Genomic DNA, 24,383 nt, shown 5'->3' with positions numbered 1-24,383 from the left:
AATGTGTGCGTGTAATGGAACAGGAGTAATTCAGAACGACATTGGAACGGGCATGTATCAGTTTGGGCCATGTATTTGCAAAGCGGCGAATCAAACGCCTGAAGAGGTAGATAGAAAGCGTCATGCTGTTATGGCGGAGCTAAAAGAGATTCATCAATTACAACTGGAGGGGAAATGGGATGCCAAGACTTGGAACGGATTTGGAAAAGGAAAATTATACGATGGCGTTGCAGCAGAGAAAGTACATGAAGAAATCGCGTCGTAATTTGTATATCGCTTTAGAAGAGCTGGACCTGGTATTTGATGAAAGTGAAGTTATTCGATTGCAAGAAATGTGGAAGGAAGGCAAAGGAATCCTTGAAATCGCAAAAGAGTTAGGAAGACATCAATTAGAAATCGCAGCATTGATTATGGATCAGGCTGATAAGAATAAAATCAAATCTCGTCCGATGGGGTTAGGGGCATGAAACAACTAACACTGGAGGATGTTGTAGGCAGTTTTGTTTATACGGTAACAAGCACGGCTGATAGGTTCTTACAGCATAACGTCATAACGTATGAAGTTCACTTTTATGACCAGGACGAGCGACAAAAAATAGATTGGTTCGATGTTGAAACAGAAGACGAAGCATGGAGCATGGCGGTGAAAGAACATGGTAAAGGTGTTCAGAAGATTAGGATAACTATTTCTAATCGTACACGAGACGAAATTATGTCACTGGATTAGGAGGCAGCAAATGGAGAAGCCAACATTAAAAGATTATGCAAAGGCTGCTCAAATTGGCGTTAGCAAGAAGAATGTAGATCAACGAATGGAGGGACTGAATTGGAGCTTGGAACGTGCTATAACGACACCAGTCGGTACGAGCTGGGAAGGAAATGAAAAGAATAAAAAATTGCTGAAATTAGCTGAGAAAAATGGGATTAGTGAATCCACCTTTTACAGACGAAAACGTAACGGCATGACGCCATACGAAGCAGCTACTACGGCAAAAGGATTTGAAAAGTACATTCCTTTGGCGGAATCGAATGGGATTAGTAATAAGACCTTTTACCAGAGAGTTAAAAGAAAGATGGATCCATACGAAGCGGCTACAAAGCCACCACGGAAATATAAGAAGAAACAAATCAGCTAGGAGGCAAGATGGATAGGAAACAAATTTACATCGATGTGTTACTACATAAAGGGATTTATAAGGAAGAAGATACAGGACGACAACTCTATGAAATGAGTGAGCAGGAGTTATTCGAATTGATAAAAGGAGTAGATAAAGAGTGAATTTACGAGTGAAGATTAAGAGATTAAAAGATGTGGATTTACCAAAGTACGCCAAACCTGGCGATAATGGTTTTGATCTTGTAGCTGCGGAAGACACAATTATATGGCCGGGAGAAACAAAGGTTGTGCCAACTGGATTAGCATTCGAGATTCCACCAGGATACGAATTACAGGTGCGCCCACGCAGCGGGATTTCACGTAATACCAAGTTAAGGGTGATTCTCGGAACGGTGGACAGTGGTTTTAGGGGAGAAGTTGGAGTGATAGTTGATAATACTGAAAGACCAACAAGTTTAAATATGAAAGCTCATGTAATTGAAAAAGGAACACGAATCGCTCAAGGTGTCATAGCGCCAGTGGTAACAGCTCATTTTGTAGAGGTGGACGAGCTATCGGATAGTGAACGCGGCGTTGGTGGGTTTGGATCAACGGGAGTAAATTAAGACAAAATTTGAATTTTGTACAGAAATGGGGAATAAGAAATGGATTCAAATAAAAAAGTGCGTTTTACATTAAGCATTGGTTATGCAGGCGCAAAACATGATGAAACATTTACATTAGATGAATTAGGTTATGATCCGAAAGTAGATAAGGATGTAGAAAAGTTTCTTGAGGAACAATGGCGAGAGTGGTCAAACAATTACATTGATGGTTCATGGAGTTTTTCAGAGGAAAACTAAACAAAAGCGTTATTTGAATAGAAAAGGGGCAAGCAAAGATAAAATAAGACCGCTCCTTTTGTAGGAACGGCCGTACAAATATCATGTGCTGGAGGTCGCTCCAAATGGCATAAGATGTTTTCTCTAAAAAGTATGGACAAGAAGTTTTACGATTATACGTAAAAAACGGCAGGCAACTAATTAAGTTACCCGCCTGTTCTCAAGTGGTACGGAGGAGAGAGCTCCGTTTTGAAAGAGTACAGCCGTGGGAAATCGGCTTGCAGATAGTATGTACGATATAAAAAAGATTATTCGTAAAGTGAAATATGAATGATTTTTAATGAAAGTATTATTTTGTAAATGAAAAAATAGGAGTGCTTGACCAAAGCACCCCCATGACGCTAACAACAACACCCTATAAAAATATATGCTCGTGTTGCCTAAAAATGCTTTTTATAATGAAAATTTAAACAAAATAGTTATTTTAATAAAAAACGAGGAAATGAGGGGAGTGAAAGGAAAAGAACCCTTTATATAAAGGGTTCTTCTGGTGATTTAATCTATCAATTACATTCGTGGTAATATTCATCACATGAATCGTTATTATCGTTACAGCATATACAAAATGTTTTTTGAACAAATAAACTAACTTCACTATTAGAACCTTCCTGCTTTGTAAGAGTAAGACTTTGAAAATCTTCAACTTGAAATATTTTTGTTTGAACAGGTTGTAATGTAGTAGTAATTGGTACGCTAGATCTTCTTGTTAGAATAGTTACTTGAACGGGTGCACTCATACCGACAACGAATAACTGAATTAATGTTTTATTATGATTGTTTGTAAAATCCTCAAATACAGTTTGTGGAGCGGTGGTTTGAAGGAAAACAGACACAGGTATATTTCCATTTGTATTTTCTGCAAAACCAGCTATCGTATGAGTTTCAATAAAACAGTTGTTTTTTTGATTGTTGGAATGTGATTGGTTTTTATAATATTTTTTACCATCTTTATAAAAGTAATCAGCCATATGAATTTAAAGCTCCCTTCTTTTAGATATCTATATAGTCTATTTAATAAAGTGAAGTAGTGCTTGTACAACATAATAAAATCCGCTCTCGTAATTACCTAAAAATTTTATTATTTGGAAATTAAAGAGCGCCATTCAAGGCGCTCTCGGATAAACAATAATATTGAAAAAGAATACCACATTATATTTTATACATGTTCTTAATAAATGTGCAGTTTTTTAACAAAATCCTTATTGTAAATAAAAAGAGATAGGGTTCACAACCCCATCTCTTTCAACAAAGCCGAGTGTAATTTTGCTTCTTCACAATTTGGATTAGTACAGTAATGAATAAACGAATGTTCATCGTGTTGTATGAGAGGTTGATCACAAGATACACATGTATATGATGAGAGCATTTTAAATACCTCCTTACAAATTATGGGTTAATTTTAACACAGTTTTATCTGGTTGAGGAGTAAGACAAAATCGTTATTTGAAAAAATACCAGCTTAAATACTGAGTACATATATTTAAGCTGGAACAAAGAAATAAAGTTATTGTTTGTGTTTTTCCTCTTTATCAAGGAAAAATACAACGAATATTGCTAGGAGAATAGGCAGCCAAACTTCGTGTGGCATATTAAAACCTCCTTAAAATATGAATCTACTATATTTTACCATATACAAGAGTTTCAATGTAAGGCAATTAAAAAGATGAGTTTATAACCAAAACGCTATTTTATAAAAAAAGAACCCGCTAACTGCAACGAGTTCTAAAAAGAGTTTAACTCTCTGTGAGTGTTTCTTTTCTATAATTGTACAGGCCAGATATTGATCCAAAAAGAAGTGAGATGGAGATTATCATGATGAGATACTGTCTGAAATAGATAGTATTTGTAGGCATCCACAGAATAAAGATGGCTAATAAGACAAGTAGTGAAGTACACATTGTATAAGATATTTGGAGCTTGATTCTAAGCCTTTCTGTGTTGTTGGTACCTATTTTCTTAAATGTTATAGAGAATAAGATGACAGATGCTAGAGTAAGAAAGGTTGTTATACCTACAAATAAATTAAAATGAAGAATGTCACTAGATAACCAGGATTCTAACCATTGAAAAATAACCATTTTATCATCCTTTCTTAAATGTCTAAATGATAAATATTGTTAATCTATGTATATATTAACATATTGTAGGTTTTGAGAGGGAGTATAACAAAAACTTCATTTTACACAACAAAGCAGTTAACTGAAGTAGCTAACTGCTCTATTGTACAATTTTAAAAGTAGCCGATATATGTTGTAACAAAAAGTTACAACTATAGTATAAACAAATATCAAAATAATATGCATGAAAGAAAACTAAATAAAAACATTATTAATCACAACAAGCAGCCAGCCTAATTGGCTAACTGCTTGTTGTACAAAAGAAAATTAGGCCCTACAAGTAATGAATTGTAACTTTAAGTTACAGTTATAGTGTTAGCGGGACTGGAAATGTTATACGGGGATTAATGCAATAAAAATTTCATTTTATTATAAATAAAAGAGCGCCATGTAACAGCGCTCTTTGACCAAGACTCATTGTAAATCTATGACTTGTGAGTGTTCTCGAAATTAATATATGATTCAACAATTATTTGGTGTAGGGAATATTAAAAAAAGAGCACTTCGGAAAGTGCCCTTCTGTAACGACTATCCACTCTAAAAAGAAAGGATGCAATATATCATATGAAGTTACGTTTGTTTAATTGTGTGTCTTTTGTATAAAAATTTCGTTTTATAGAAATAAGGAAACTAAAAAAGAGCACCATGCATCAGTGCTCTTTAAGATAGGAGGTAACACTTTGAGCTGGATAGTTAGGTTAAAAGTATATGATGTAGAAAAGGAATAAGACCTAAATTTTATTATTAACTCAATATAAAAGAGCAATTAGCTTTTGCTAATTGCTCGGCCCAAGGTAATAGACATAGAGTGGGTATTAGTAAAATTGGCTATTCATGAGCCTGTTTACAGTGTAACCAAGATTTTTTAATGTATTCCCTCTTTAAAAACCTTATTCAAACAGTGTTATTTAAAGGGGGAGAGGAGTAATGAAAAAGAATACTTTTCCTTTAAACATGAAATGATTTTTTAATTCTCAGTATTATATGAGTGTTAATACAAAAATGTGTAATTAAAAGAGCAGCTAGCAAAAGCTAACTGCTCTCCAGAAAAACATTAAGAAGGAAGTTCAGAACTCAAGTGTATTTATAGTATGAACAAGATTTGGGGATTTATTCAAGGAGGAATTGATATGATAGATGACTTATTTGAAGCGATATTTACAAAAGTAGCCCAAGTTCAAGAGGGACAAGATTTAACTTGTAGCTGTACGGAGTGTTATTGGAACATGTACTTTCCTAATCGTCCTAATTCAAAGGAATGCGTATCAGAAAGTTTAGCAGACTTCAAGATGACACCTAATTCAACTGAATGTAAAGGGTATTGGGATTATACAGAAGCGTGTGGTCATTCAAAACGATAAAAGAGCAGCTAGCAAAAGCTAACTGCTCATCTCCAAGGGGGAACAAGGAGAAAAGATTACCGTGTCATCTATAGTATTGACGGAATATTGAGTTTTATTCATGAGAGATTATATTCTAAAACTTGGATTATGATAGTCGATATTCTCCATATTGACCAGAAAAGAACTAAAAGTTCTAGTGAAATTCCAAGGGTTCTTTTCTTAGTTTTTTGAGATTCTTTTATCAAATAGCCAATAGCACAAATTGCTAGAAGAATGAAAAGAATAAGTTCGAGTGTAACTGGCATTCTATCTACTCCTAAAAATAAGTTTGCATATAACGATTATAAGATATTTTTTTGATGATTGGTAGTAAAAAATTCAACAAAATAATCCTTTTATTAGAAAGCGAGGTTAAAAGAATGGAAGGTAATGTAAAGCTATTAGGTGCAGATGGAATGTGTGGAATGGAGTTTGCAGGGAGTAAGGTTAATGTTTATAACGATGAGGGACATGTGATCGAGAGTATGACAACAAGGGAGCATGTTCAGGAAGTTATCGACTTTCTTGAAGAGTGTAAAGAACAAATGGAATAGAAAGTGAGGTTACTAGTTGGTTAAGAAAAGAAAACAGCAAAAACGAAAGAAAGCAGCGAAGCCAAAGATTAGAAGTAAAGAAGTTATATATGATGATATAAAATTCGATAGCAAAACAGAATGTGACTATTATAAGTACCTAAAAACAAGGGATGACGTCTTGAAAATAGATGTTCATCCCGAATATGAACTAATTCCAACATTCACGATTAAAAGCAGCATAACAAAGAGTGGCAAGTCGAAAAAGTCAGCTATGAGGTTTACACCAGACTTTAAAGTGACGTACTCAGACGGACGTGTAGAAGTGGTTGATGTGAAAGGCCATAAAAGAGCAATCAACGAAGGATTCCCGATACGTAAGAAGTTATGGGAGTACTTAAACAAACAGGAGTTAATCGTTGTGATATGGGACAAAGATGCAAGTAAGTGGACAAGATCATAAAGGGGTGAGCGTTATAAAAAGATACGAGGGTACACGAGAGTATATGTTGTTCCGAAAAGAACCAGGGTTTGGAGATTGTCAGTACGTTACGATATTCGATGTATTTAAGTATCAGGAGTTAGTTGACCATTTTAATGACGGCTGGAGGATTCATGATGAGGACAAGAAGAAAGCGGCCATAAGTAAAAGAGTACCAGCTTAATGGAGGGATGGAAATGGGTAAATTCAATGGTCAAAAATTGAAAGAAATAAGGTTACTGTTCGGATTGTTCAACGAAGATGTGGCGGAATTACTCGGAATTAGTTTTCATCAAGAATTTGAAATGGAACAATCAAGGGTAGCGCCAAACTTTGAGCAACTTCAAATATTATGTAAAAAATTCTATGTGAAACCTAAATATTTTTATAGTAAATCAGAGTTACCCGATGTCGTTGATGAATCATCGATGTCATTACGTTAAAAATGGATAACGGAACCATGCAGAGTAGATTGGTGGGGGCTACTTTACTAAGCATCGTTCCCTTATTCAACAAAGAGATAGTAAAATTTCACGTACCTAATGTGAATGTAAAAAGACAAATTTAGAAATAGGGGGATTACAGATGGAGCAATTAGCATTCTTTCCGGAAATCGACGACAAGACGCAAAAGACAATTGAAAAAGAGGTAATTAAGGTACTAAAGGAGTATCGCGCTTTAAAAATCAGAATGGAGAACCAACAGGAAAACAGAATGGAAGGAATCAGCTTATTCCCTGAAATCAGAGATACGAGAAAGATAAGTGATATTAAGTTCAAACAAATAGATAAGGCGCTAACGTATTGTTTGGATGAAGATGAGAGCGAGATCATCAAGAAGAAGTATCTAAGTAACAAAAGGTTAAAAGACGAGGTTATATATGAAGAAATTGGGTTGTACAAGAATGCGTACTATGCGAAAAAGAGAACAGCATTGCGCTTAATCGCTACATCACTAGGAATGATTTAAATAAGGAAGGAAGATGAAAATGTTATATAGACACTATAAAGGCGGTTTGTATCGTACATTATCAGAAGTTGCGTATCACAGTGAAACAGGTGAAGAAATGGTTGTATATATTTCCGTTGAGACAGGAAAGGTTTGGGTAAGGCCCTCTAGAATGTTTGATGAATCAGTTTTAGATGAAAATGACGAAATAGTACCTAGATTCAAGGAGGTTTCCGAATGAAAAAGTGGGAGAAAAAGAGGACAAAATTAGAGAGGTTTTTAGAGAACTTTGATAGTCAAATCAACAGTATTCTTAATGTACAAGCCCTTTGACAACCGCATATCGAAGAGGATTAGTACACCTATCAGTGAAACGTTCTTATGCGAGAATGTCACGGTAACGTATACCGCATAGTAGGGCGGGCAAGGCGGTACGAACCCGCGTTAAGACGAAAAGACCAATTAAAACAAATGAAGACATATTCCAGTGTGGCGGGTGTGAGATGACTCGCATTCGTCATGCTGTTTCTATTGTATTTACCATTCAGCCCAGAATGCGTCCCTGGGTTGATAGTGAATATAAGTCTATTACTCTCTGTTATTTGTTTCTGGAAATGGAATGGGGTGGTTGTTCATGATTGAATGAACATCGTATTTATGGACAGTAAACAAAATTTTAAATAGGCTTGGACGATATGATTTACACTTTTAACGAATTACTCACATCTTTCGTTAGGCAAAGAGTTCCACTCTTTGTTTGAACTAACGTAGTGGAGCCTCCTCTCCATCCCCTTGAAAATACGTTAGTTCAAACAAGGCGTCGGAATTAACACATACGTCTTGATAAAAATTAAAAAAACTTTATAAGAGAGTTACACCATAGCTCTCGAGTCCACGGACTTAAAACGAGAAGATTCTTAGTCTTCTCCAGGTCACCGAACACAGGGCGTGTAGCCAAACTAGTTGATGCGGTGGCTTGGAGAAGGTTGAGAGCACTCAGCCTTGATCTCAGAGAAACTTTGCCATTTGTTTTCTCTCTTTTCTCCCATCCCCTTGAAAGCTGTCACTTCGGTGATGGCTTTTCATTTTTTGGGTAAAAATAGAAACGAAATTCCTTTTAATGTATCATTGAAGGGAAAGGGTGATGAGAGTGCAAACTACTAGAGAAAATTTAGAACATGTAATTCGAAGTAAAGACCCAGATTTCGAGGACTTTGTTGAAAGTTTACTAAAGTGCGGACGATTAGATGGGCAAGCGGTTATTGGAATCGCGAAATTAATAGTTTCAGGGGGAAAATTGAGTGATAAACAAATTAACACATTTATTGAACATGGGTTATTGCCATATAATTATGTAGAAGAATGTAAATGTCCTATTCCAATTCCGTGGTCAGAGATGTTGTATGCTTTAGATGACGGTTGTTGTGACCACTGTCGTAATACTATGGAAGGAATTGAAGAAGATTAAGGGAAAGCATCCATAACGGGTGCTTTTTTCTTTGTTATATAGAAATTACACATTAAACGTGAAGTTAAACAAAAATGGACATTTGGTTAGGAGGGTGATAATTTATGAATGATTTCTTGAATGATGCAGCTAAAGAGATGGCTTCAGTGGAAGACGAAGTAAAAGCGATTTATAGACAACAAGCGAAATATTTTCAAATGCTATTTGAGGAGCTCACTTTAGCGGGGTTCAACGAAGAACAAGCAATGCAAATTGTAGTGGCTGCTGCTGGTAAAAGTGAATAATGATTAAACCAATAGCGACTATCGTAGGCGCTGCCGTGATCTGGTGGGCGTCTTGTTTGTTGTTAAGGAAAGATAAGGAGTGAGGGGATGGTTAATGGATTACTGTATCTCCTTGTAGGGATTGTTGTTTGTTTTGTGATTTGTCTAATAGGTGCACTTATAGACTATATCAAAAAGCAAGACTGGTTTATCGGAATTATTTTAGTTTTACAGGTGGTATTGATTGTTGTTTCATTTCTAATGGTTGTATATGCATTCGGATATATTGCTGTAAATATCGGCAAAGCAATGTTCTTCTAACAAAACAAACGAACACAACGAACGAAAAAAATACCTGAGACTATTGCCCCAGGTAAGCCTGTACGATTAATAAAAATAATTCTATTAATGTACTTCGTTGGATAGTAACTTTGAGACTTAATTGAATTTCGATTTTCATAGTAACCTCTCCTTTGAAATGTTCTCATATATGAAGTAGTAAAACTGTGAGTCATTTCGATAAAAATATAGATAGTTAACAAGGTGAAGTTTATGCAGGAGAAAGCGAGGGTTTTAGGGTGAAAACATCGTAAAATCAACAATGTATAAAAGATGTTGTAAGTGGAAGTTCTCAAAAGTGCTACAAACGTTGATATGAAAGCATATTTCCCGAAAATCTTGTTTACATAAGATACATTATGAGCAGTCATTTGAATAAATATTTAATTTCCCTGTATAAATTAGTTTTGGTTATGGATTTTTTAAAATAAGATTCTTTTGAGGTGATTGAGTGGCTATTCCAACAAAAATAATTTCTTGTCCGCATTGCGAAGGTACAGGAAAGGAATTGAATTACTTCGATCCACCTGTTACTGAGTATAGAAAGCCAATGACTATTTTAGAAACGGAACGTTCACCTAATGGACGAGAGGTATTGAATGATCCATGTCCTGCTTGTAACGGGACAAAAAGAATTATGGTGCCAACTAGATGAGTAGCTTAACTGCTACCTTTTTTATTTTGTGTGAGGTGATTTCGTGCTGATCTATACAGTTATGATGTGGGACTATGCTGATACGGATATTATGTTAGCTACTGCAGACAGAGAAGAAGCATTAAAAGAATTCGAATCATGTGTAGCGTTCTCGCTGCAGGTTTGGGAAAAAGGTGAAGTGTTAATTGAAATGATAAACAGTGAGGGTGAATACTTCGCTGATGGTGGATTAGAAAGATACCCGGAAAAAGGACAACAGTTATTTTATGAGATAGTAGAACAATTACAGTAGCGAATCCGCTGCTTTTTATTTTATAAAGAAAGGAATGAGTAGTGTGGAAGTTATTATAACGGATATAGGCATAGAACAGACTGAAGTGTACCACGGTAATAAATTGAATTATGTTGATTTATCTGTAGTTAAAATATCTTTTTATATACAGGTATACAAAAGCGGGAAAAGGTTATCCGGTGAGCACGAAATGTCATTTGAACAATATAGAGAGATGACACACAATGAATTAACTGAACATATTAAAGAAGTGTTTGCAGTAGCCTAACAGCTGCTTTTTTATTTTATAAAGGGGTGATACGAAGTTGCATGACCGTATACGTTTAACAATTGCGATTGTGTTACTAGTTATGTTTGCTATTGGTATGTATGGAATGTCTTATTAAATTTTATAGAGGAATTACCACAAGGAGGAGTTAGACAAATTACTTCCTATTAAATAGAAGGTGGTGGGTGATGTGAAGTGAGTAGACGAAGCGTAGAAAGAGATAAGGCTTTTGAGATGTACAAAGATTCAAAGGGTGAAAAGCCCATTGAAGAAATCGCTGATGAGTTAGGGAAGAGTATTTCTCTCGTTAGAAAGTGGAAATCCAAGGATAAATGGGACGAAAATATTACCGGTAATATTACCACTGGTAAAAAGGTAATTACCAAAGTGGAAAATCCTAAAACTAAGAAGAAATTGAAGGCGATTTTGGAAGACGAAGAACTTAGCGAGAAAGAGCGTCTTTTTTGCTTATATTATGTGAAGTACTTTAACGGAACTCAGGCAGCGCTTAAAAGTGGGTATACGAAAGAGAGCGCTCACGTACAAGCAAGTCGATTACTAAGGCGTGAACGAGTTTCTTCCTATATAAAAGAGCTTAAAGGTGAGTTAGTTGAAAATGTATTTGTAGAAGCGATGGATGTACTGAAAGAGTACATTAAGATTGCTTTTGCTGATATTACTAACTATGTGACCTTTGGTCAAAGAGAAGTTGAATTAGAACCATTAGAAAAAACATCAGTAGATGAAGAAGGAAATGAAGTGACGGAGTTCATTACTGAAACACGAATGATGAACTTTATAGATCTAGCTGAGTCCGATATGGTAGATGGTTCAATTATTACTGAAGTGAAACAAGGGCGTGATGGTATTTCCATTAAGCTAGCTGATAAGATGAAGGCCCTAGACAAATTGGCACAGTATTTCGATTTAGTTCCTGACAACTTTAAACGCCAAATTGAAGAGGAACGCCACAAAATGCAGATGGAAGTGCAAAAGGTACACGTTGAGAAGATGAGAGCTGAAATAAAAGAACTAACTGATGATAATAGTAACGGTGGTAAAGTCATCATTGTAAACGATAAGGAAGCCATGAGAAAGGCGATGGAAAATGACCAAGACAGTTAATATCATGGACTTGATGAACACCAATTTCTATTCGTTATGGCTTGCTGAACAATCTCATATCGTCGCAAAAGGCGGGCGTTCTTCTATGAAGTCATCGGTCATCTCAATGAAGCTTATAACTGACTTTCTTGAGGATGAGCAAGGTAATGTAGTTTGCTTAAGGAAAGTTGGTAAATACCTTTCTACTTCTATTTATGAGCAAATCAAGTGGGCTATTTATATGCTTGGTGTAGAGAGTGAGTTTTACTTCGGTAAATCTCCTTTAATTATCAGGCATAAGAAAACTAATACTGCTTTTTACTTTTACGGGTGTGACGATCCATTGAAGCTTAAGTCAGCCAAGATTGCTAAAGGTTATGTAATGGCACTTTGGTTCGAGGAAGCGGCGGAATTTGCTGGTGTAGAAGATATTGATATTGTTGAGGATACTTTCATTCGTCAAGAAATTGAAGGCAAGGAAGTGAAAGTGTACTTCTCGTACAATCCACCGCGTAACCCTTACAGTTGGATCAATGAGTGGTTGGATAGTAAAGCAGGGGACGATGACTATTTTATTCACCATTCAACATACATGGATGATAAAAAAGGTTTCTTATCTCAGCAGATGATTAGGAAAATTGAGAAGTATAAAGTATACGACTTGGATTATTGGCGCTGGATGTATGGTGGAGAAGTCATTGGTTTAGGTGATATGGTCTACAACATGAATAACTTTAAGAAAATAAATCAGTTACCTGAAGATGACGATTTAATTCTTATCGATATTGCAATAGATACAGGACATCAAGTATCTGCTACTACTTATCTAGCGTTCGGATTAACAAAGAAAGGTAACGTTATACTACTTGATACGTATTACTATTCACCTGAGAATAAGGTAGTTAAACGAGCGCCTAGTGAGTTCTCGACAGACTTGAATAAGTTCGTTACAAGTGTGACAAAAGAGTTCAGTAGATACATTGATAAGCAAACAATCGATTCTGCTGAAGGTGGATTGCGAAATCAATACTTTAAGGATTACGGTATCAGACTGCATCCAGTAGCAAAAAAGAGAAAAGTCGAAATGATTGAAAACGTCTATGACTTATTGTCGCAAGGACGTTTTTTTATTTTGGATACTGAGAACAACAAGATATTTTATGAAGAACATAAGAAATACCAATGGGAAGCGAAGACGTTAAAAACTCCGAATCCCGAAGTAATTAAAGTAGATGATCATACATGCGATGCGTTTCAGTATTATGTGAATGATAATCTGCAAAAACTAAACCTTAAATATTAGTAAGGGGGTGATGCGTTGTTTAAAAGACTCATCTCCGGCATAAGGCAGGTGTTATATAAAATGGGCCTAATTAAAGGGATTAAGAAGATATCTGATAAAAAGGATATACCTGTTAATGAAGAATCATACAAACATATTGATATGTGGAAGGCGCTATACAGCGGTCATTATGACGATTGGCATAACGTAAAGTACCATACGATTGAGGGGCAGAAGAGTAGGAAGATGGCTTCGCTAAATATGGCGAAAGTCATATCACAGGAAATGGCTGCTCTTATATTTAACGAGAAGTGCTCAATCAATATATCGGATAAAACACTTTCAGATAATATCAAAAATACCCTTGATGAAAATAACTTCATTAAAGAGTTTCAAAGGTATCTAGAGTACTCTTTTGCTTTAGGTGGAATGGTAATTAAAGTTTACTGGGATGAAGGAATCAAACTTTCCTATGTTACAGCAGACTGCTTTATTCCAATCGCTTGGGATAACAAACATATTACCGAGGGTTTATTCGTTAACGAAATCTCTAAGGGAGATAAAAAGTACACACTTCTTGAGTGGCACTTAGTTGAAGGTGAAGAATACGTCATCAAGAATGAGTTGTATGAGAGTAAGAATCAAGGCGATTTAGGTGTAAAAGTCTCCTTATCTACTTTATATCCTGACTTAGAAGAAGAAGTGAGGATCGAGAACTTATCTAAACCAATGTTTGTATACTTTAAACCGAATACAGCAAACAATTTGGATTTAACTTCACCACTTGGAATCTCACTTTATGCTAATGCACTAAGTACGCTGAAATCACTTGATATTGCGTTTGATAGCTTCCAACGGGAGTTTGTTTTGGGTAAGAAGCGTATTATGGTACCTGCTTCGGCAATACGAACTGTTATAGATCCACAAACAGGCATACCACAGAGGTACTTCGATGCTACTGATGAAGTGTATGAAGCGATGAACTTCGATGATGGAGCAAAACAGATTCAAGATATATCAGTAGAATTGCGTGTAGAAGAGCATACATCTGCTATTAATGCACTATTAAACTATGTATCGATGCAGGTAGGCTTCTCTGCCGGGGCATTTAGTTTTGATGGACAAGGAGTTAAAACCGCTACTGAAGTTGTGAGTGAAAACTCCAAGACATTCAGAACGAAGCAGTCCCATGAAACCGTTATAGAAGATGGTATCCGTGATTTAGTAGATATTATTATCGAAATTGCTGCTCTGTATGATGAATTTGAGAGTACAGATAAATACGAAGTTACTGTTACTTTTGATGACTCTATAGCGGAAGATCAGACGGCAGAAATTAATAAGCAAGTTACGCTTGTTATGAATGGATTAACAACTAAGAAGTTAGCCATTATGAAGATTCATGGTGTTTCTGAAGAGGAAGCAGAGAGAATCGTAGAAGAAATTCAAAACGAAAATAAACTGGTTATGCCTGAAGGTGTGGATTTCTTCGGTATGAACAATAAAAAACAGAATAATAGTCCAGGAGATGAAGGGTAATGGCACTCCCTCCTGAGAAGTTACAGCAACTCTCTATGTTTGTGGTAGACATTTACAATGCAATCGAAGAAGAGTTGCTTTTAAACATGGCCCGAATGCTCAAGTATGATAGGGAATTGCTATTAACTGCTGAGAACTTCGAACAATACCAACATTGGCGCATAGTTCAGTTGAATAAGTTAGGTAAGTTAAATCAACAACAAATGAATACAATCTCCCGTCATAGCGGTAAAACGGCTGAAGAAGTGCGGAAGATGTTAGAAGGCGCTGGATTTACAGCGGTGGAACAACATGAACCGTTATACCAGGAAGCAGTACAAGCAGGAAGTTTAGCTGCTGCTCCTGCAATGCATACGAGTGCCGCACTAATTGGCATTCTTAACACTTACGAGCAACAGGCATTAGATACGCTAAACCTTGTAAACACAACCATGCTGAAGCAGTCACAACAGGTTTATCTTGATGTTTTAAACAAGACAGTAGGTAAACTACTAGGTGGCGTTATAACTCCACAACAAGCACTTAGGCAGACTGTTTCCGAATGGGCACAACGCGGAATACCTGCTCTAATTGATAAAGCGGGTAGAAAATGGTCTGTAGAGTCTTATGTAAGTATGGTTGCTAGGTCTACAAGTCAAAATGTCGCTAATGAAATGCAGAGGGAACGTGCTGACGAGTATGACGTTGATTTAATAGAGGTTAGCTCACATAATGGCGCGCGCCCTGGTTGTAGCCCATATCAAGGTCGTATTTACTCAAGAAGTGGGAAAAGCAAGAAATACCCGCCTTTTTCTAGTACGTCTTATGGAGAACCGAGCGGAATCTTAGGAATAAACTGTCGGCATATAATCTACCCTTACATTCAAGGTAAGTCAACTAAACGTTACAAGCCATATGACACTTCTGAAAATGACAGAGTATATAAGGAGAGTCAACAGCAAAGAAGCTTAGAACGACAGATTAGAAAAGCTAAGAAGGAAGTAAAGGTTATGGAAGCGTTAGGCGATGCAGAAGGTGTGAAGGAAGCTAAGAATAAGGTTTCGCAACGCCAATCTAATATGAGAGAGTTCATCAATCAGACGAAGCGCAAACGCCAATATAACCGAGAACAAATTGTGTAGGAGGAATTAAGATGCTAAAACCATATAGATTACGATTAAATGAAATGCAGTTCTTCTCTGAAGGGGGAGACAATCCACCAGCTCCACCGGAAGGAGGTGATACAAGTGTAACAGATCCAAATCCAAATCCAACGCCACCTGCTACTGATTCGAGTCCAGAACCGCCAGTTACTTTTACCCAAGAACAATTAGAGGAAGCTAAATTGCAACAAGAAGCAGCGTTACTAAAGAAACTTGGTGTAGAGAACTTAGATCAGCTGAAACAAACGGTAAAAGGTTGGAATGAGTACCAAGAATCACAGAAAACAGAGCAAGAAAAGACAAATGAAAAATTAACGACCTTTGAGACTCAGTTGCAAGAAAAAAACGAGTCTCTTTTTAATTTGCAAGCAGAAAACGCTGCAATTAAGTCAGGCATTACAGAAGAAAAGAACTTAAATGCAGTTATTACTCTAGCAAAAACAAAGGTTAGTGATGATGTAGACATTACGAAAGCTATTGAAATGGTAGTGGAAGAGTTTCCACACTTTAAAGGTGTAGTGGAAGAACCGCAAGGAACTCCGAAGCCTACATTTACAACTGGTCAGCATCAGAAACAAACTTTGACTGAAGCTGATAAATGGAAAGCCGCTTTCGCGAATTACTAAAATTAGATAATAGGAGATGTTAAATATATGGGAACTGTTAATTATGCTTCATTATACGCTGAGGGTCTTCAGCAAAAATTCACACAAGGTTTAAGCTTTGCAGCGTTATACAATTCACCAAACAACAGCATCATTAAATGGACTGGAGCGAAAACAATCCAAATTCCACGTATTGCTGTTGGTGGTTATACTGATGTTGACCGTGATGTTGTAGGTGGCTACACACGACGCGCTGATAACTCGTGGGAACCTAAAACACTTACACATGATCGCGAATTTAAAACGCTTGTTGATCCACAGGACATTGACCAAACAAATATGGCTTTATCTATCGCCAACATTACAAAAGTTTTCAATACAGAAGAAGCGATTCCTGAGCATGACAAATACATGGCTTCTAAACTGTACTCTGAATACACTTCATTCGGTAAAGTTGCTACTACAGTAGCATTAACAGCGACGAATGTACTCGAAACTTTTGATACGATGATGGAAAAAATGGATGAAGCAGAAGTGCCACAAGAAGGACGTATTCTTTACACTCTCCCTTCTGTTAAAAAGCTACTAAAAGAAGCAGAAGGTTTACAACGACAATTAGATGTAGGTGCCAATAATGGAACTGTAAAACGTTCTATTTACTCGCTTGATGATGTAACGATTGTAACTGTTCCTTCGTCTCGTATGAAAACAGCTTACAACTTTACGAATGGCGCTGTTCCTGATGGATCTGCTAAAACAATGGATATGATACTTGTTCATCCTGCTGCGGTTATTTCGCCACAACAATATGAGTTTGTTGATTTAGATGAACCAAGCGCTGCGACTTCCGGTAAATACCTGTACTATGAGCGTAAATACTGGGATGTATTCTTACTTCAGAAAAAAGTTGACGGCGTACAGATCAACATCCAAACACCTGTAACTCCTTAAAAGAGAAAGCTTAAAGCTTTCTCTTTTTTAAATACGAAAGGAATGATGTAAATGAGTAACTTAGTAAAAGTAAAACGATTGAATAAAACACTGAATATTGATGAGGGTCGCTTAGATAGTTACCTATTAGATGGATATGATCAAATCGACGAAGAGGGTAACGTTATCACTCGTGCCACAGGCGGACGAAATGTTTCGTTGGCTGAGTACAACAAAGCTTTAGATGAAAATGATCATTTAAAAGAAGAAAACAAAAAACTGAAATCAGAAGTTTCCAAGTTGAAGAAGGAAGCTGCAGCTAAGTAGGTGATTTTATGGCATATATAGATGCTGATTACTACAATAGTGAATACAAAGGTACTCCAGTATCGGATGCGATGTTATTAGATAGGTTAATTAATCGCGCTAGTGACCAAATTGACCACATTATTAACTACAAATTAGAAGGTGTCGACTTTGATAAGTTAGCACCTTTTATTAAAAAGCAGGTTCAGAAAGCTACTGCTGCTCAAGTTGAGTTTTTAGCAATCAATGGTGAAACTGCTGCAACTGTAAGTGAAGGCAGTGGTGGTTTTGATGTTGGTTCTTATTCTGAGAACGGAATGAGTGCAGGGGCAGATGATTCCCCTAGTTTCTATGCTCAGTATGCAATATCGGTGCCTAAGTTCTTAAGTCCAACTGGATTACTGTATGCAGGGTTGTGTGTGCATGGCTAAACCAATCAGGCGCTCATTATTAATCCATACAATTCAGTATTTGGAGTATAAAGGTGAAAATGATACTTGGGGTGGTAGCGATAACTACAAACCTGCTGTAACGATTGAAAGGGTTCGGATTGAACCTAAAAAGACAGTCGTATTGAATGGTAATGGTGATAGCACTGTAATGCAAACACTGTTATTTCATGATGTGGTACATTCAACACCAGTAACTTTTAAAGAGAAATCTAAAGTTATATTCAGCGGTAAAGAAATGACCGTTAGCAAAGTCAGTGACTTTTATGATAGAAGCATTCTTCATCATGTGGAGGTGCTTTTAATATGATTCGGGTGAACATTCAAGTTGATGCTCCTGCTATTGAAGGGAAAGTAATTGAAGCTACTGAAAAGGCGCAACATGCACTAGATCAGCAGGTTCTCAAAGATAGTAACTTTTACATTCCGAAAGATACAGGTGAGGTAGAGCGGTCGGGCATTAGATTCAGCAGACCAGGAGAGGGACATATCGAATGGAATACTCCCTATGCAAGGAGGATCTATTATAATCCTCAATACAATTTCTCAACAGATGTCAATCCTAATGCCAGAGGTCTCTGGTTCGAGGAAGCAAAAGCTAGGCATGTTATGGATTGGACTAGAATCGTAGAAAACGAGATAAAACGGAATTTATAGGAGGATAAATATGATATGGCTAATCGAATCGGTCAAGAAGCATTTAATCGCTACTTTGCCACCAGGTATCCTATTTGCTCCTATAAAAGCTGATTTATTGGATATAGGGGTAAATGATGCACCGCGAAAGAGTATTGCTATTAGAATGATTCCATCGGCACTAGGAGAGCAATATTACGAAGGTGAAATCATCAATAAACAAATTCAAATTCTCGCAAAAAGCAGTAACCAACTGGAAGCAAACAATACAATGGAATTTATTACAAGAGAACTAAATAACGTTCATAGGCGTGTTTTTTACGCTTTAGATGGCTCCTATACACTAAGACGACTCAATGTGTATGTGGAGCCTAATTTTGTTGAGAAGACAGCGGTGAATGAATGGATATATACCGCTCTGTTCAGTGCAGAGCTAGAAATAGGAGGTTAACATATGTCATTTTTACTGAACTATGGTTACAAATTTGAAATCGACATAACGCCAGGTGGACAAACACCTACAAAGGCTGTTATCGCGAAAGGTATCACATCAGTCGATCCTGATAATAACGAAGAAACAGATGAAACGTACTACTATGATGGCGGCGGTTCAGCAGAACGTGATGTAACTGGTGGTATGCTTGGATATGGATTTGAAGGGCATCGTTTCTATGGAGATGCAGCGCAAGATTATATCTTTAGTTTGCTGAATAAATTCGGGCCTGCTCGTAAAACGACATTCACAGTAACAGAGCCGAACGGTGACAAGTGGGAAGGTAAAGCAACGATTTCTGAAATTAAAGCTCCTGGTGGAGATGCGAATAGCAAAGGGGAGATTGAATTTACTATTTCCTTTGACGGGACACCCACATTTACAGAAGCGCCTGTAACCCCTGCACCTTAATGAAGAGTCGTTAATACGGCTCTTTTTCTATTACCAATAAAGGAGATATGGATATGACACAATTTAAGTTTGAGTTTGAAAAGACATATAAGGAAATAGACGTAGCTGGTACTGTGTATCAAGTAGAATTTAATGATGAGGCAATAACAAAATATCAAAAAGCATTTAAAAGGTTCGATAAAGAAATTAAAGTGGTTACTGATAGTATTTCAGATTATGAATCTGCTACAGATGAAGTGATTGAAGAAGTAGCAAAAAAACAAAAAGAAGTAGTTAAGGATATTGTAGAAACTTTCTTAGGTGACGGGTCATTCGATTCACTATACGAAAAAGCCGGAAGATCCTCTACAAACTTAATGGGACTTGTTCATTATTTAAATGGGCTTTACGTTGAAGAGGAAAAAAAGAAAGCGGATGAAACACGCAATAAATATCTAAGTAACGTGAAGAAATAATGTTGAAATTAACCGAACGTGAATATGACTTCTATACATGGAATGGCGTTCGTTTAGAGTTGAACTTGGCATTTGATAATATCCTTTTACTGTTCGAGTTGTTCGATGATGAAAGTATTAATGAATATATTAAAACAGACATTGCACTAAATATGTTAGTGGTAGATAAAGTGGCTGTTAATCAGTTGGATATAGAACAAAAATCAATGTTGTTTGTGGATATTTTAAAAGACAGGTTAAATATTGATTTAAAATTATTAATGAATAAGAAGATTAAAGAAATAGAAGAGAAAGAAGAGGAAAAAGCGCCGACAATCCCTACCGTAGATTTTGTAGTGGATGCTGAACGGATTTTTTCCTCTTTTTTGTTTGACTACAATATCGATCTAATTGAACAACAAGGAAAAATGCAATGGAATAAGTTCATCGTTCTCTTCCGTAATCTTTCAAACAAATCCCCAATGGGACAAGCACTTCATTATCGAACATGCGACATTCCGCCGAAAGATAAAAATAACGCTGAGGAACGTAAACGTATTAAGAAAATGAAAGAAATATACGAACTTCCAAAAGCAAAAGAAATCCGAGAACATCAGGAATTCATAGCATTTCAGAAAAGCATGGAAGCGCAAAAAGATAAGATGAAAGGCAGGTGAGATAATTGGCAGATGGTCGCGTTGAGATAGATACCAGGTTAGAGACAGGTAATATACGTCGAGATGTACAACGGGTAAACGATGAACTAAGTCATATTGGTGATGGAGTTGCAGATGCAGCCCGTGGGTTAACTAATGAAGTTGGTGCTCGTTACGATAGCTTAGGTCGTCGTATTCGTTACGCTTATAGAGGGACATCGGAAGAAGCGAGACGGATGTACAGTGAAATGAGAAGCGCTCACTACCAACAAGCAATTGCTATGCGTGGTGTAAAAGATCAAATGATTGGTGCTCAATATCAATATTTCAAGTTGGCACAAGCTTCTAAGAATTATACAGGAACAACCAGAGAATTCATGTCAGAAGTTCAGAAGGTAGGGAAAGCTCAAAAAGCAGCAGCAGATGCGGCTATAAATGCAAATAGATTAGCAATGATGGGGATGCTACAGACGATAGGTTATATGAAGAATATGACTACGCAAGCAACTCGTATCCGTGAAAACTATGCACGAATGGGAAATCCTCTATATACAATCAATAGTGCAGGATTACGCGCGGCGGATGCATTAAATAGGATGGCTAATGCAGGTAATGCTTCAGTATTAGCGCTGAAAATGTTAGGTCCTACTGCAGGTATGAAAGATTTAAAAAATATGACCATGATGATTAACCAAGGTTTAATGAGGTTTCAAATGGTAGCATTAGGGGCTGCGGTTACAGCAGGCCTTTTTTATGCGGCGTTATTTAAAGCGGCAAAAGGTCCTGATCCTTCTGAAATTTATAAACAACAAGAGGAAGCGTTGACGGCTTATCGAGATGCAGTGCAGGAAAGAACAACAGAAATCATGAATGCCTGGAATCTATTCGAAGAAGTTCAAATGAAGAAGACAAGTGGTAAAAAGCTTATGAGTAACTTGGAGGAACAAGTTGGTATATTAGGAAGGTGGAAAGATAACCTTGCTAGTATAGCGCAACGTGCGGGTTCGGAATTCGCCAATTATCTCGCGCAAATGGGACCACAATCAGCTGAGGAAGTAAAGGCTATATCCAAAATGACTGATCCTGAGTTACAAAAGTATGTTGGACTTTGGAAAGAGAAAATGAGTTTAGCAAGAGCGCAAGCAACTACGGAATTACAAGGGTTGAAAGAAGAAACTGACAAGAAGATTAAGGAACTACAGGATTCTTTAACTCCTTTAGGTTTAGCGTGGGAGAGAATGAAAGGAGCTTTTGTTACAGCAATTCAACCTATGGTCGATGCTTTTGGAATGCTCATGACTCCTATAGTTAACTTTGCAGCTAAGTTTTTCGAATTGGTGACTGCGTTCAACCAAGCTCATCCAACAATTGCATTGATTATTCAAGCGATGATGATGCTAGTACCTGCTTTAACTTTATTGTTATCTCCTCTGGCGATAGGTATAGGACTATGGAACGGAATGCTTGCTGCTTGGTCTTCTATATGGATGTTAATAGGTCCGTTAGTTACAGGGTTAATGGCAATGAGCGCTACTGTATGGGTAGTATCAGCGGCAATTGTGGGCTTAGTTGCTGGACTTATTTATTTGTGGAACACGAGTGAAGGATTCAGGAATGCTGTTATTACTGGATGGCAGATGATACAAGCTACCGCTATGACGGTATGGAACTTCATACTTAACGGCATACTCATTCCGGTTTGGACTGCCATGACTACGTATTTTCAGCAAGTTCTATTGCAAATCCAAACTTGGTGGACTGAAAACGGAACGATGATTATGCAGGCGGCACAAAATGTTTGGAACTTTGTACTTTCCGTAATACAAACAGTTATGCCAATTATAGTCTCGATCATGCAAGTCTTATGGCCGATTGTGAAAGAAATTGTAATCGGGACATGGGAAGCGATTAAAAATGTGATAAACGGAGCACTAAATGTCATTCTTGGAATTATAAATTTCTTTGCTGCTTTGTTCACTGGGAATTGGACAGCGTTATGGGAAGCAGTTAAACAAATTTGGAGTGGAGCGCTTGAATTGCTATGGGGCTGGCTACAACTTTGGGGAGCTGGGAAAATCCTAGGTTGGCTAGGTAAATTTGCCGGAGATATAGTCAAACCATTCATTAAATTTTGGAATGATATTAAAAAAGTATGGAATGATGCCTTAGCTGAAATATATGTATTTTTTGGTTCTAAGTTAGAATCGATTAGTTCATATGCAAGTAGCTGGGGAGGAATGATCAAAAATTTCTTTGACGATTTATGGCAAAGTATTGTTGACGGAGTGTCCTCTAAATTAGATGGGCTAGTTACAGCTGTAGAATCAATTTTAAATAAAGTGGTTAGCTTTATAACTGGATTAGGTCAAACTTTCTTTAATGCAGGTCGCGGATTAATAGAAATGATGGCAAAGGGGATAAAAAGTGCAGCTAGTTGGGTTACGGATGCAGTAGGTGACCTAGCACAAAAAGCACGTGATTTCTTGCCTTTCTCTCCTGCAAAAACAGGACCATTAAGTGATTTAGACCACTTGGACTTTGGAGGACCAATCACTGACAGTATCAAACTCGCTTTTCCTCAGGTGAGCGGGTTAATGAGTGATTTACTAGACCTCCCTGACATAACAGCGAACACTCCTGGGCAAGGTCAACAAACAAGAACTGTAAACACTACAAACAACAACACGCCAGTATCAGTGGTATTGAATTATAACGGAAGTGCAAATGAAACAGATATGCTACGAATGGTTGATTTTGTTGAACAAGAATTAGGTAGAAGACTTGGAAACCAAATGTTTATATCGGGGGTGAGAATGGGATGAGTTTATTAATTCAAAGGCTAAATGGAGTTCAACGTGATACTGCTGATTTCGGTCTACGATTAATTGAGTTTGACCCTGACTCACCTGATTATAATACCGAGTATGATGATGGTGTAAAAGGGCGTGACGGGGCAATAGATGTCGGGACGACCGTAAGAGTAAGGAAACTAAATGCAAGGTTCAATCTATCAGCGAGGGACATGTATGACATTGCGTTGCTTAGAAATGAGATATTTCAATTATTTCATAGTAAAGAAGAGTTTTATATTATAGATCAACGTGAACCAGGTAAACGGTGGCGTGTTAAAGTAGATCCTTATACGATTCGAACCTTGAAATACGTGAAAACAGAAGTGAACTTAAGGTTTACCGCTGCTTTTCCTTATGCAGAAAGTATTGGTAAAACAACTGATCCAATGACTTTTGACTCAAACCTCTGGCAAATAGGTCAAGGTTTAATCGCGGAAGATACAAAGTATACGCATAACACAACATCCTTCCGTATCTATAATGCAGGAGATGTCACGATAGATCCGAGGTCAATTCCATTTAAAATCACGTATACAGGATGGTCAGATCAGTTAACGATTAAAAACGTAACAACAGGCGATATATGGAGTTATAGCAAATCAACAGCAGTTTCTAACTCACAAATCATATTAGATGGTGTAAAATCTTATCGACCAAGTGTCGGTAGCATTTTCAAAGATACAAATTGGGGATTGATTACATTAAAACCTGGTTGGAATGACTTTGTATTAACGGGGGCATCAGGTGATTTTGAAATTAAATTCGACTTTAGATTTTATTACCTATAAGGAGGTGAGTTG

At 37.0% G+C, this 24,383-nt stretch carries 38 protein-coding genes; 36 read left to right on the top strand and 2 right to left on the bottom strand.

Annotated features, from left to right (window positions below):
• Window position 1 precedes the first annotated feature (1 nt).
• From QCI46_RS29525 to QCI46_RS29495, 7 genes are read left to right on the top strand one after another with little or no spacing between them, the layout of a single operon-like run.
• Window positions 2-265 carry a hypothetical protein gene (locus QCI46_RS29525; RefSeq protein ID WP_353842177.1) on the top strand — a complete coding sequence of 88 codons (264 nt, stop codon included), beginning with the start codon at window positions 2-4 and terminating at the stop codon, window positions 263-265.
• Window positions 222-467 carry a helix-turn-helix domain containing protein gene (locus QCI46_RS29520; protein WP_430628810.1) on the top strand — a complete coding sequence of 82 codons (246 nt, stop codon included), beginning with the start codon at window positions 222-224 and terminating at the stop codon, window positions 465-467. The genes QCI46_RS29525 and QCI46_RS29520 overlap by 44 nt, the downstream gene beginning before the upstream one ends.
• Window positions 464-727, top strand: coding sequence for a hypothetical protein (locus tag QCI46_RS29515; RefSeq protein WP_353842176.1), 264 nt, complete (start codon window positions 464-466; stop codon window positions 725-727). The genes QCI46_RS29520 and QCI46_RS29515 overlap by 4 nt, the downstream gene beginning before the upstream one ends.
• A gap of 10 nt (window positions 728-737) precedes the next feature.
• Window positions 738-1,136 (top strand): hypothetical protein, encoded by a 399-nt coding sequence (locus tag QCI46_RS29510; RefSeq protein ID WP_353842175.1) that lies wholly within the window; start codon window positions 738-740, stop codon window positions 1,134-1,136.
• An 8-nt stretch (window positions 1,137-1,144) separates the two neighbouring features.
• On the top strand, window positions 1,145-1,279 hold the full coding sequence (gene fbpA, locus QCI46_RS29505; protein ID WP_147787530.1) for a Fur-regulated basic protein FbpA: 135 nt from the start codon (window positions 1,145-1,147) through the stop codon (window positions 1,277-1,279).
• Window positions 1,276-1,722, top strand: a complete 447-nt coding sequence (gene dut, locus QCI46_RS29500) for a dUTP diphosphatase (protein ID WP_353842174.1) — start codon at window positions 1,276-1,278, stop codon at window positions 1,720-1,722. The genes fbpA and dut overlap by 4 nt, the downstream gene beginning before the upstream one ends.
• 39 nt (window positions 1,723-1,761) lie before the next feature.
• On the top strand, window positions 1,762-1,959 hold the full coding sequence (locus QCI46_RS29495) for a DUF7167 family protein (RefSeq protein ID WP_353842173.1): 198 nt from the start codon (window positions 1,762-1,764) through the stop codon (window positions 1,957-1,959).
• 542 nt (window positions 1,960-2,501) lie between these two features.
• On the opposite strand, the gene QCI46_RS29490 is transcribed toward QCI46_RS29495, so the two are convergent.
• Window positions 2,502-2,966 (bottom strand): hypothetical protein, encoded by a 465-nt coding sequence (locus QCI46_RS29490; protein WP_060487471.1) that lies wholly within the window; start codon window positions 2,964-2,966, stop codon window positions 2,502-2,504.
• A 2,240-nt stretch (window positions 2,967-5,206) separates the two neighbouring features.
• Between QCI46_RS29490 and QCI46_RS29485 the strand changes: the two genes are divergently transcribed.
• Complete coding sequence (locus tag QCI46_RS29485) at window positions 5,207-5,476, top strand: hypothetical protein (RefSeq protein WP_483299040.1); 270 nt, start codon at window positions 5,207-5,209, stop codon at window positions 5,474-5,476.
• A gap of 98 nt (window positions 5,477-5,574) precedes the next feature.
• On the opposite strand, the gene QCI46_RS29480 is transcribed toward QCI46_RS29485, so the two are convergent.
• The gene (locus tag QCI46_RS29480) at window positions 5,575-5,763 is read right to left on the bottom strand and encodes a hypothetical protein (protein ID WP_353842172.1); all 189 of its coding nucleotides are present in this window, start codon (window positions 5,761-5,763) and stop codon (window positions 5,575-5,577) included.
• A 114-nt stretch (window positions 5,764-5,877) separates the two neighbouring features.
• Here QCI46_RS29480 and QCI46_RS29475 point away from each other — a divergent pair, with 114 nt between their 5' ends.
• The 28 genes from QCI46_RS29475 to QCI46_RS29340 all read left to right on the top strand — a co-directional run bounded on the left by QCI46_RS29475 (window position 5,878) and on the right by QCI46_RS29340 (window position 24,371).
• A complete protein-coding gene (locus QCI46_RS29475) occupies window positions 5,878-6,051 on the top strand; it encodes a hypothetical protein (RefSeq protein ID WP_353842171.1) in 174 nt (57 codons plus the stop codon).
• 16 nt (window positions 6,052-6,067) lie between these two features.
• Window positions 6,068-6,493 (top strand): DUF1064 domain-containing protein, encoded by a 426-nt coding sequence (locus QCI46_RS29470; protein WP_353842170.1) that lies wholly within the window; start codon window positions 6,068-6,070, stop codon window positions 6,491-6,493.
• Entirely contained in the window at window positions 6,468-6,695 is a 228-nt protein-coding gene (locus QCI46_RS29465; protein ID WP_353842169.1) for a hypothetical protein, read from the top strand. Before QCI46_RS29470 ends, QCI46_RS29465 begins: the two co-directional genes overlap by 26 nt.
• Before the next feature lie 13 nt (window positions 6,696-6,708).
• Window positions 6,709-6,954, top strand: a complete 246-nt coding sequence (locus QCI46_RS29460; RefSeq protein WP_353842168.1) for a helix-turn-helix domain-containing protein — start codon at window positions 6,709-6,711, stop codon at window positions 6,952-6,954.
• Between the two features lie 142 nt (window positions 6,955-7,096).
• The gene (locus tag QCI46_RS29455; protein WP_353842167.1) at window positions 7,097-7,480 is read left to right on the top strand and encodes an ArpU family phage packaging/lysis transcriptional regulator; all 384 of its coding nucleotides are present in this window, start codon (window positions 7,097-7,099) and stop codon (window positions 7,478-7,480) included.
• A 19-nt stretch (window positions 7,481-7,499) separates the two neighbouring features.
• Window positions 7,500-7,700: a DUF1653 domain-containing protein gene (locus tag QCI46_RS29450; protein ID WP_000966861.1), complete on the top strand. Its 201-nt coding sequence runs from the start codon at window positions 7,500-7,502 to the stop codon at window positions 7,698-7,700.
• Window positions 7,701-8,609: 909 nt separating this feature from the next.
• A complete protein-coding gene (locus QCI46_RS29445; protein WP_353842166.1) occupies window positions 8,610-8,927 on the top strand; it encodes a hypothetical protein in 318 nt (105 codons plus the stop codon).
• A gap of 104 nt (window positions 8,928-9,031) precedes the next feature.
• Entirely contained in the window at window positions 9,032-9,211 is a 180-nt protein-coding gene (locus QCI46_RS29440; RefSeq protein ID WP_353842165.1) for a hypothetical protein, read from the top strand.
• A gap of 87 nt (window positions 9,212-9,298) precedes the next feature.
• Entirely contained in the window at window positions 9,299-9,511 is a 213-nt protein-coding gene (locus QCI46_RS29435) for a hypothetical protein (RefSeq protein ID WP_353842164.1), read from the top strand.
• A 469-nt stretch (window positions 9,512-9,980) separates the two neighbouring features.
• Window positions 9,981-10,184 (top strand): hypothetical protein, encoded by a 204-nt coding sequence (locus QCI46_RS29430; RefSeq protein ID WP_353842163.1) that lies wholly within the window; start codon window positions 9,981-9,983, stop codon window positions 10,182-10,184.
• Window positions 10,185-10,227: 43 nt separating this feature from the next.
• Window positions 10,228-10,476: a hypothetical protein gene (locus QCI46_RS29425; protein ID WP_353842162.1), complete on the top strand. Its 249-nt coding sequence runs from the start codon at window positions 10,228-10,230 to the stop codon at window positions 10,474-10,476.
• A 43-nt stretch (window positions 10,477-10,519) separates the two neighbouring features.
• A complete protein-coding gene (locus QCI46_RS29420) occupies window positions 10,520-10,744 on the top strand; it encodes a hypothetical protein (protein WP_353842161.1) in 225 nt (74 codons plus the stop codon).
• A 195-nt stretch (window positions 10,745-10,939) separates the two neighbouring features.
• Window positions 10,940-11,869, top strand: coding sequence for a terminase small subunit (locus tag QCI46_RS29415; RefSeq protein WP_353842160.1), 930 nt, complete (start codon window positions 10,940-10,942; stop codon window positions 11,867-11,869).
• Window positions 11,853-13,151 carry a PBSX family phage terminase large subunit gene (locus QCI46_RS29410; RefSeq protein ID WP_353842159.1) on the top strand — a complete coding sequence of 433 codons (1,299 nt, stop codon included), beginning with the start codon at window positions 11,853-11,855 and terminating at the stop codon, window positions 13,149-13,151. The genes QCI46_RS29415 and QCI46_RS29410 overlap by 17 nt, the downstream gene beginning before the upstream one ends.
• 15 nt (window positions 13,152-13,166) lie before the next feature.
• On the top strand, window positions 13,167-14,669 hold the full coding sequence (locus QCI46_RS29405) for a phage portal protein (RefSeq protein ID WP_353842158.1): 1,503 nt from the start codon (window positions 13,167-13,169) through the stop codon (window positions 14,667-14,669).
• Window positions 14,669-15,790: a phage minor capsid protein gene (locus tag QCI46_RS29400; RefSeq protein WP_353842157.1), complete on the top strand. Its 1,122-nt coding sequence runs from the start codon at window positions 14,669-14,671 to the stop codon at window positions 15,788-15,790. Before QCI46_RS29405 ends, QCI46_RS29400 begins: the two co-directional genes overlap by 1 nt.
• A gap of 11 nt (window positions 15,791-15,801) precedes the next feature.
• Complete coding sequence (locus tag QCI46_RS29395; protein ID WP_353842156.1) at window positions 15,802-16,437, top strand: hypothetical protein; 636 nt, start codon at window positions 15,802-15,804, stop codon at window positions 16,435-16,437.
• Between the two features lie 27 nt (window positions 16,438-16,464).
• Window positions 16,465-17,367: a capsid protein gene (locus QCI46_RS29390; RefSeq protein ID WP_353842155.1), complete on the top strand. Its 903-nt coding sequence runs from the start codon at window positions 16,465-16,467 to the stop codon at window positions 17,365-17,367.
• 51 nt (window positions 17,368-17,418) lie between these two features.
• Window positions 17,419-17,673 (top strand): hypothetical protein, encoded by a 255-nt coding sequence (locus QCI46_RS29385; RefSeq protein ID WP_353842154.1) that lies wholly within the window; start codon window positions 17,419-17,421, stop codon window positions 17,671-17,673.
• An 8-nt stretch (window positions 17,674-17,681) separates the two neighbouring features.
• Window positions 17,682-18,083, top strand: coding sequence for a head-tail connector protein (locus QCI46_RS29380; RefSeq protein ID WP_353842153.1), 402 nt, complete (start codon window positions 17,682-17,684; stop codon window positions 18,081-18,083).
• Entirely contained in the window at window positions 18,076-18,411 is a 336-nt protein-coding gene (locus QCI46_RS29375; RefSeq protein WP_353842152.1) for a putative minor capsid protein, read from the top strand. The genes QCI46_RS29380 and QCI46_RS29375 overlap by 8 nt, the downstream gene beginning before the upstream one ends.
• A complete protein-coding gene (locus QCI46_RS29370) occupies window positions 18,408-18,758 on the top strand; it encodes a minor capsid protein (RefSeq protein ID WP_353842151.1) in 351 nt (116 codons plus the stop codon). The genes QCI46_RS29375 and QCI46_RS29370 overlap by 4 nt, the downstream gene beginning before the upstream one ends.
• A gap of 10 nt (window positions 18,759-18,768) precedes the next feature.
• Entirely contained in the window at window positions 18,769-19,188 is a 420-nt protein-coding gene (locus QCI46_RS29365) for a phage tail terminator protein (RefSeq protein ID WP_353842150.1), read from the top strand.
• Window positions 19,189-19,191: 3 nt separating this feature from the next.
• Entirely contained in the window at window positions 19,192-19,641 is a 450-nt protein-coding gene (locus QCI46_RS29360; protein WP_000008945.1) for a phage tail tube protein, read from the top strand.
• Between the two features lie 53 nt (window positions 19,642-19,694).
• Complete coding sequence (locus QCI46_RS29355; protein ID WP_353842149.1) at window positions 19,695-20,096, top strand: hypothetical protein; 402 nt, start codon at window positions 19,695-19,697, stop codon at window positions 20,094-20,096.
• Window positions 20,096-20,752 carry a Gp15 family bacteriophage protein gene (locus QCI46_RS29350; RefSeq protein WP_353842148.1) on the top strand — a complete coding sequence of 219 codons (657 nt, stop codon included), beginning with the start codon at window positions 20,096-20,098 and terminating at the stop codon, window positions 20,750-20,752. The genes QCI46_RS29355 and QCI46_RS29350 overlap by 1 nt, the downstream gene beginning before the upstream one ends.
• 5 nt (window positions 20,753-20,757) lie before the next feature.
• Window positions 20,758-23,553, top strand: coding sequence for a phage tail protein (locus QCI46_RS29345; protein ID WP_353842147.1), 2,796 nt, complete (start codon window positions 20,758-20,760; stop codon window positions 23,551-23,553).
• Window positions 23,550-24,371 (top strand): phage tail family protein, encoded by an 822-nt coding sequence (locus QCI46_RS29340; protein WP_353842146.1) that lies wholly within the window; start codon window positions 23,550-23,552, stop codon window positions 24,369-24,371. Before QCI46_RS29345 ends, QCI46_RS29340 begins: the two co-directional genes overlap by 4 nt.
• Window positions 24,372-24,383: the final 12 nt, after the last annotated feature.

Source organism: Bacillus cereus group sp. RP32 (assembly GCF_040459735.1).
Lineage (GTDB): Bacteria > Bacillota > Bacilli > Bacillales > Bacillaceae_G > Bacillus_A > Bacillus_A wiedmannii.
This window is presented reverse-complemented; position numbering and strand designations above follow the sequence as displayed.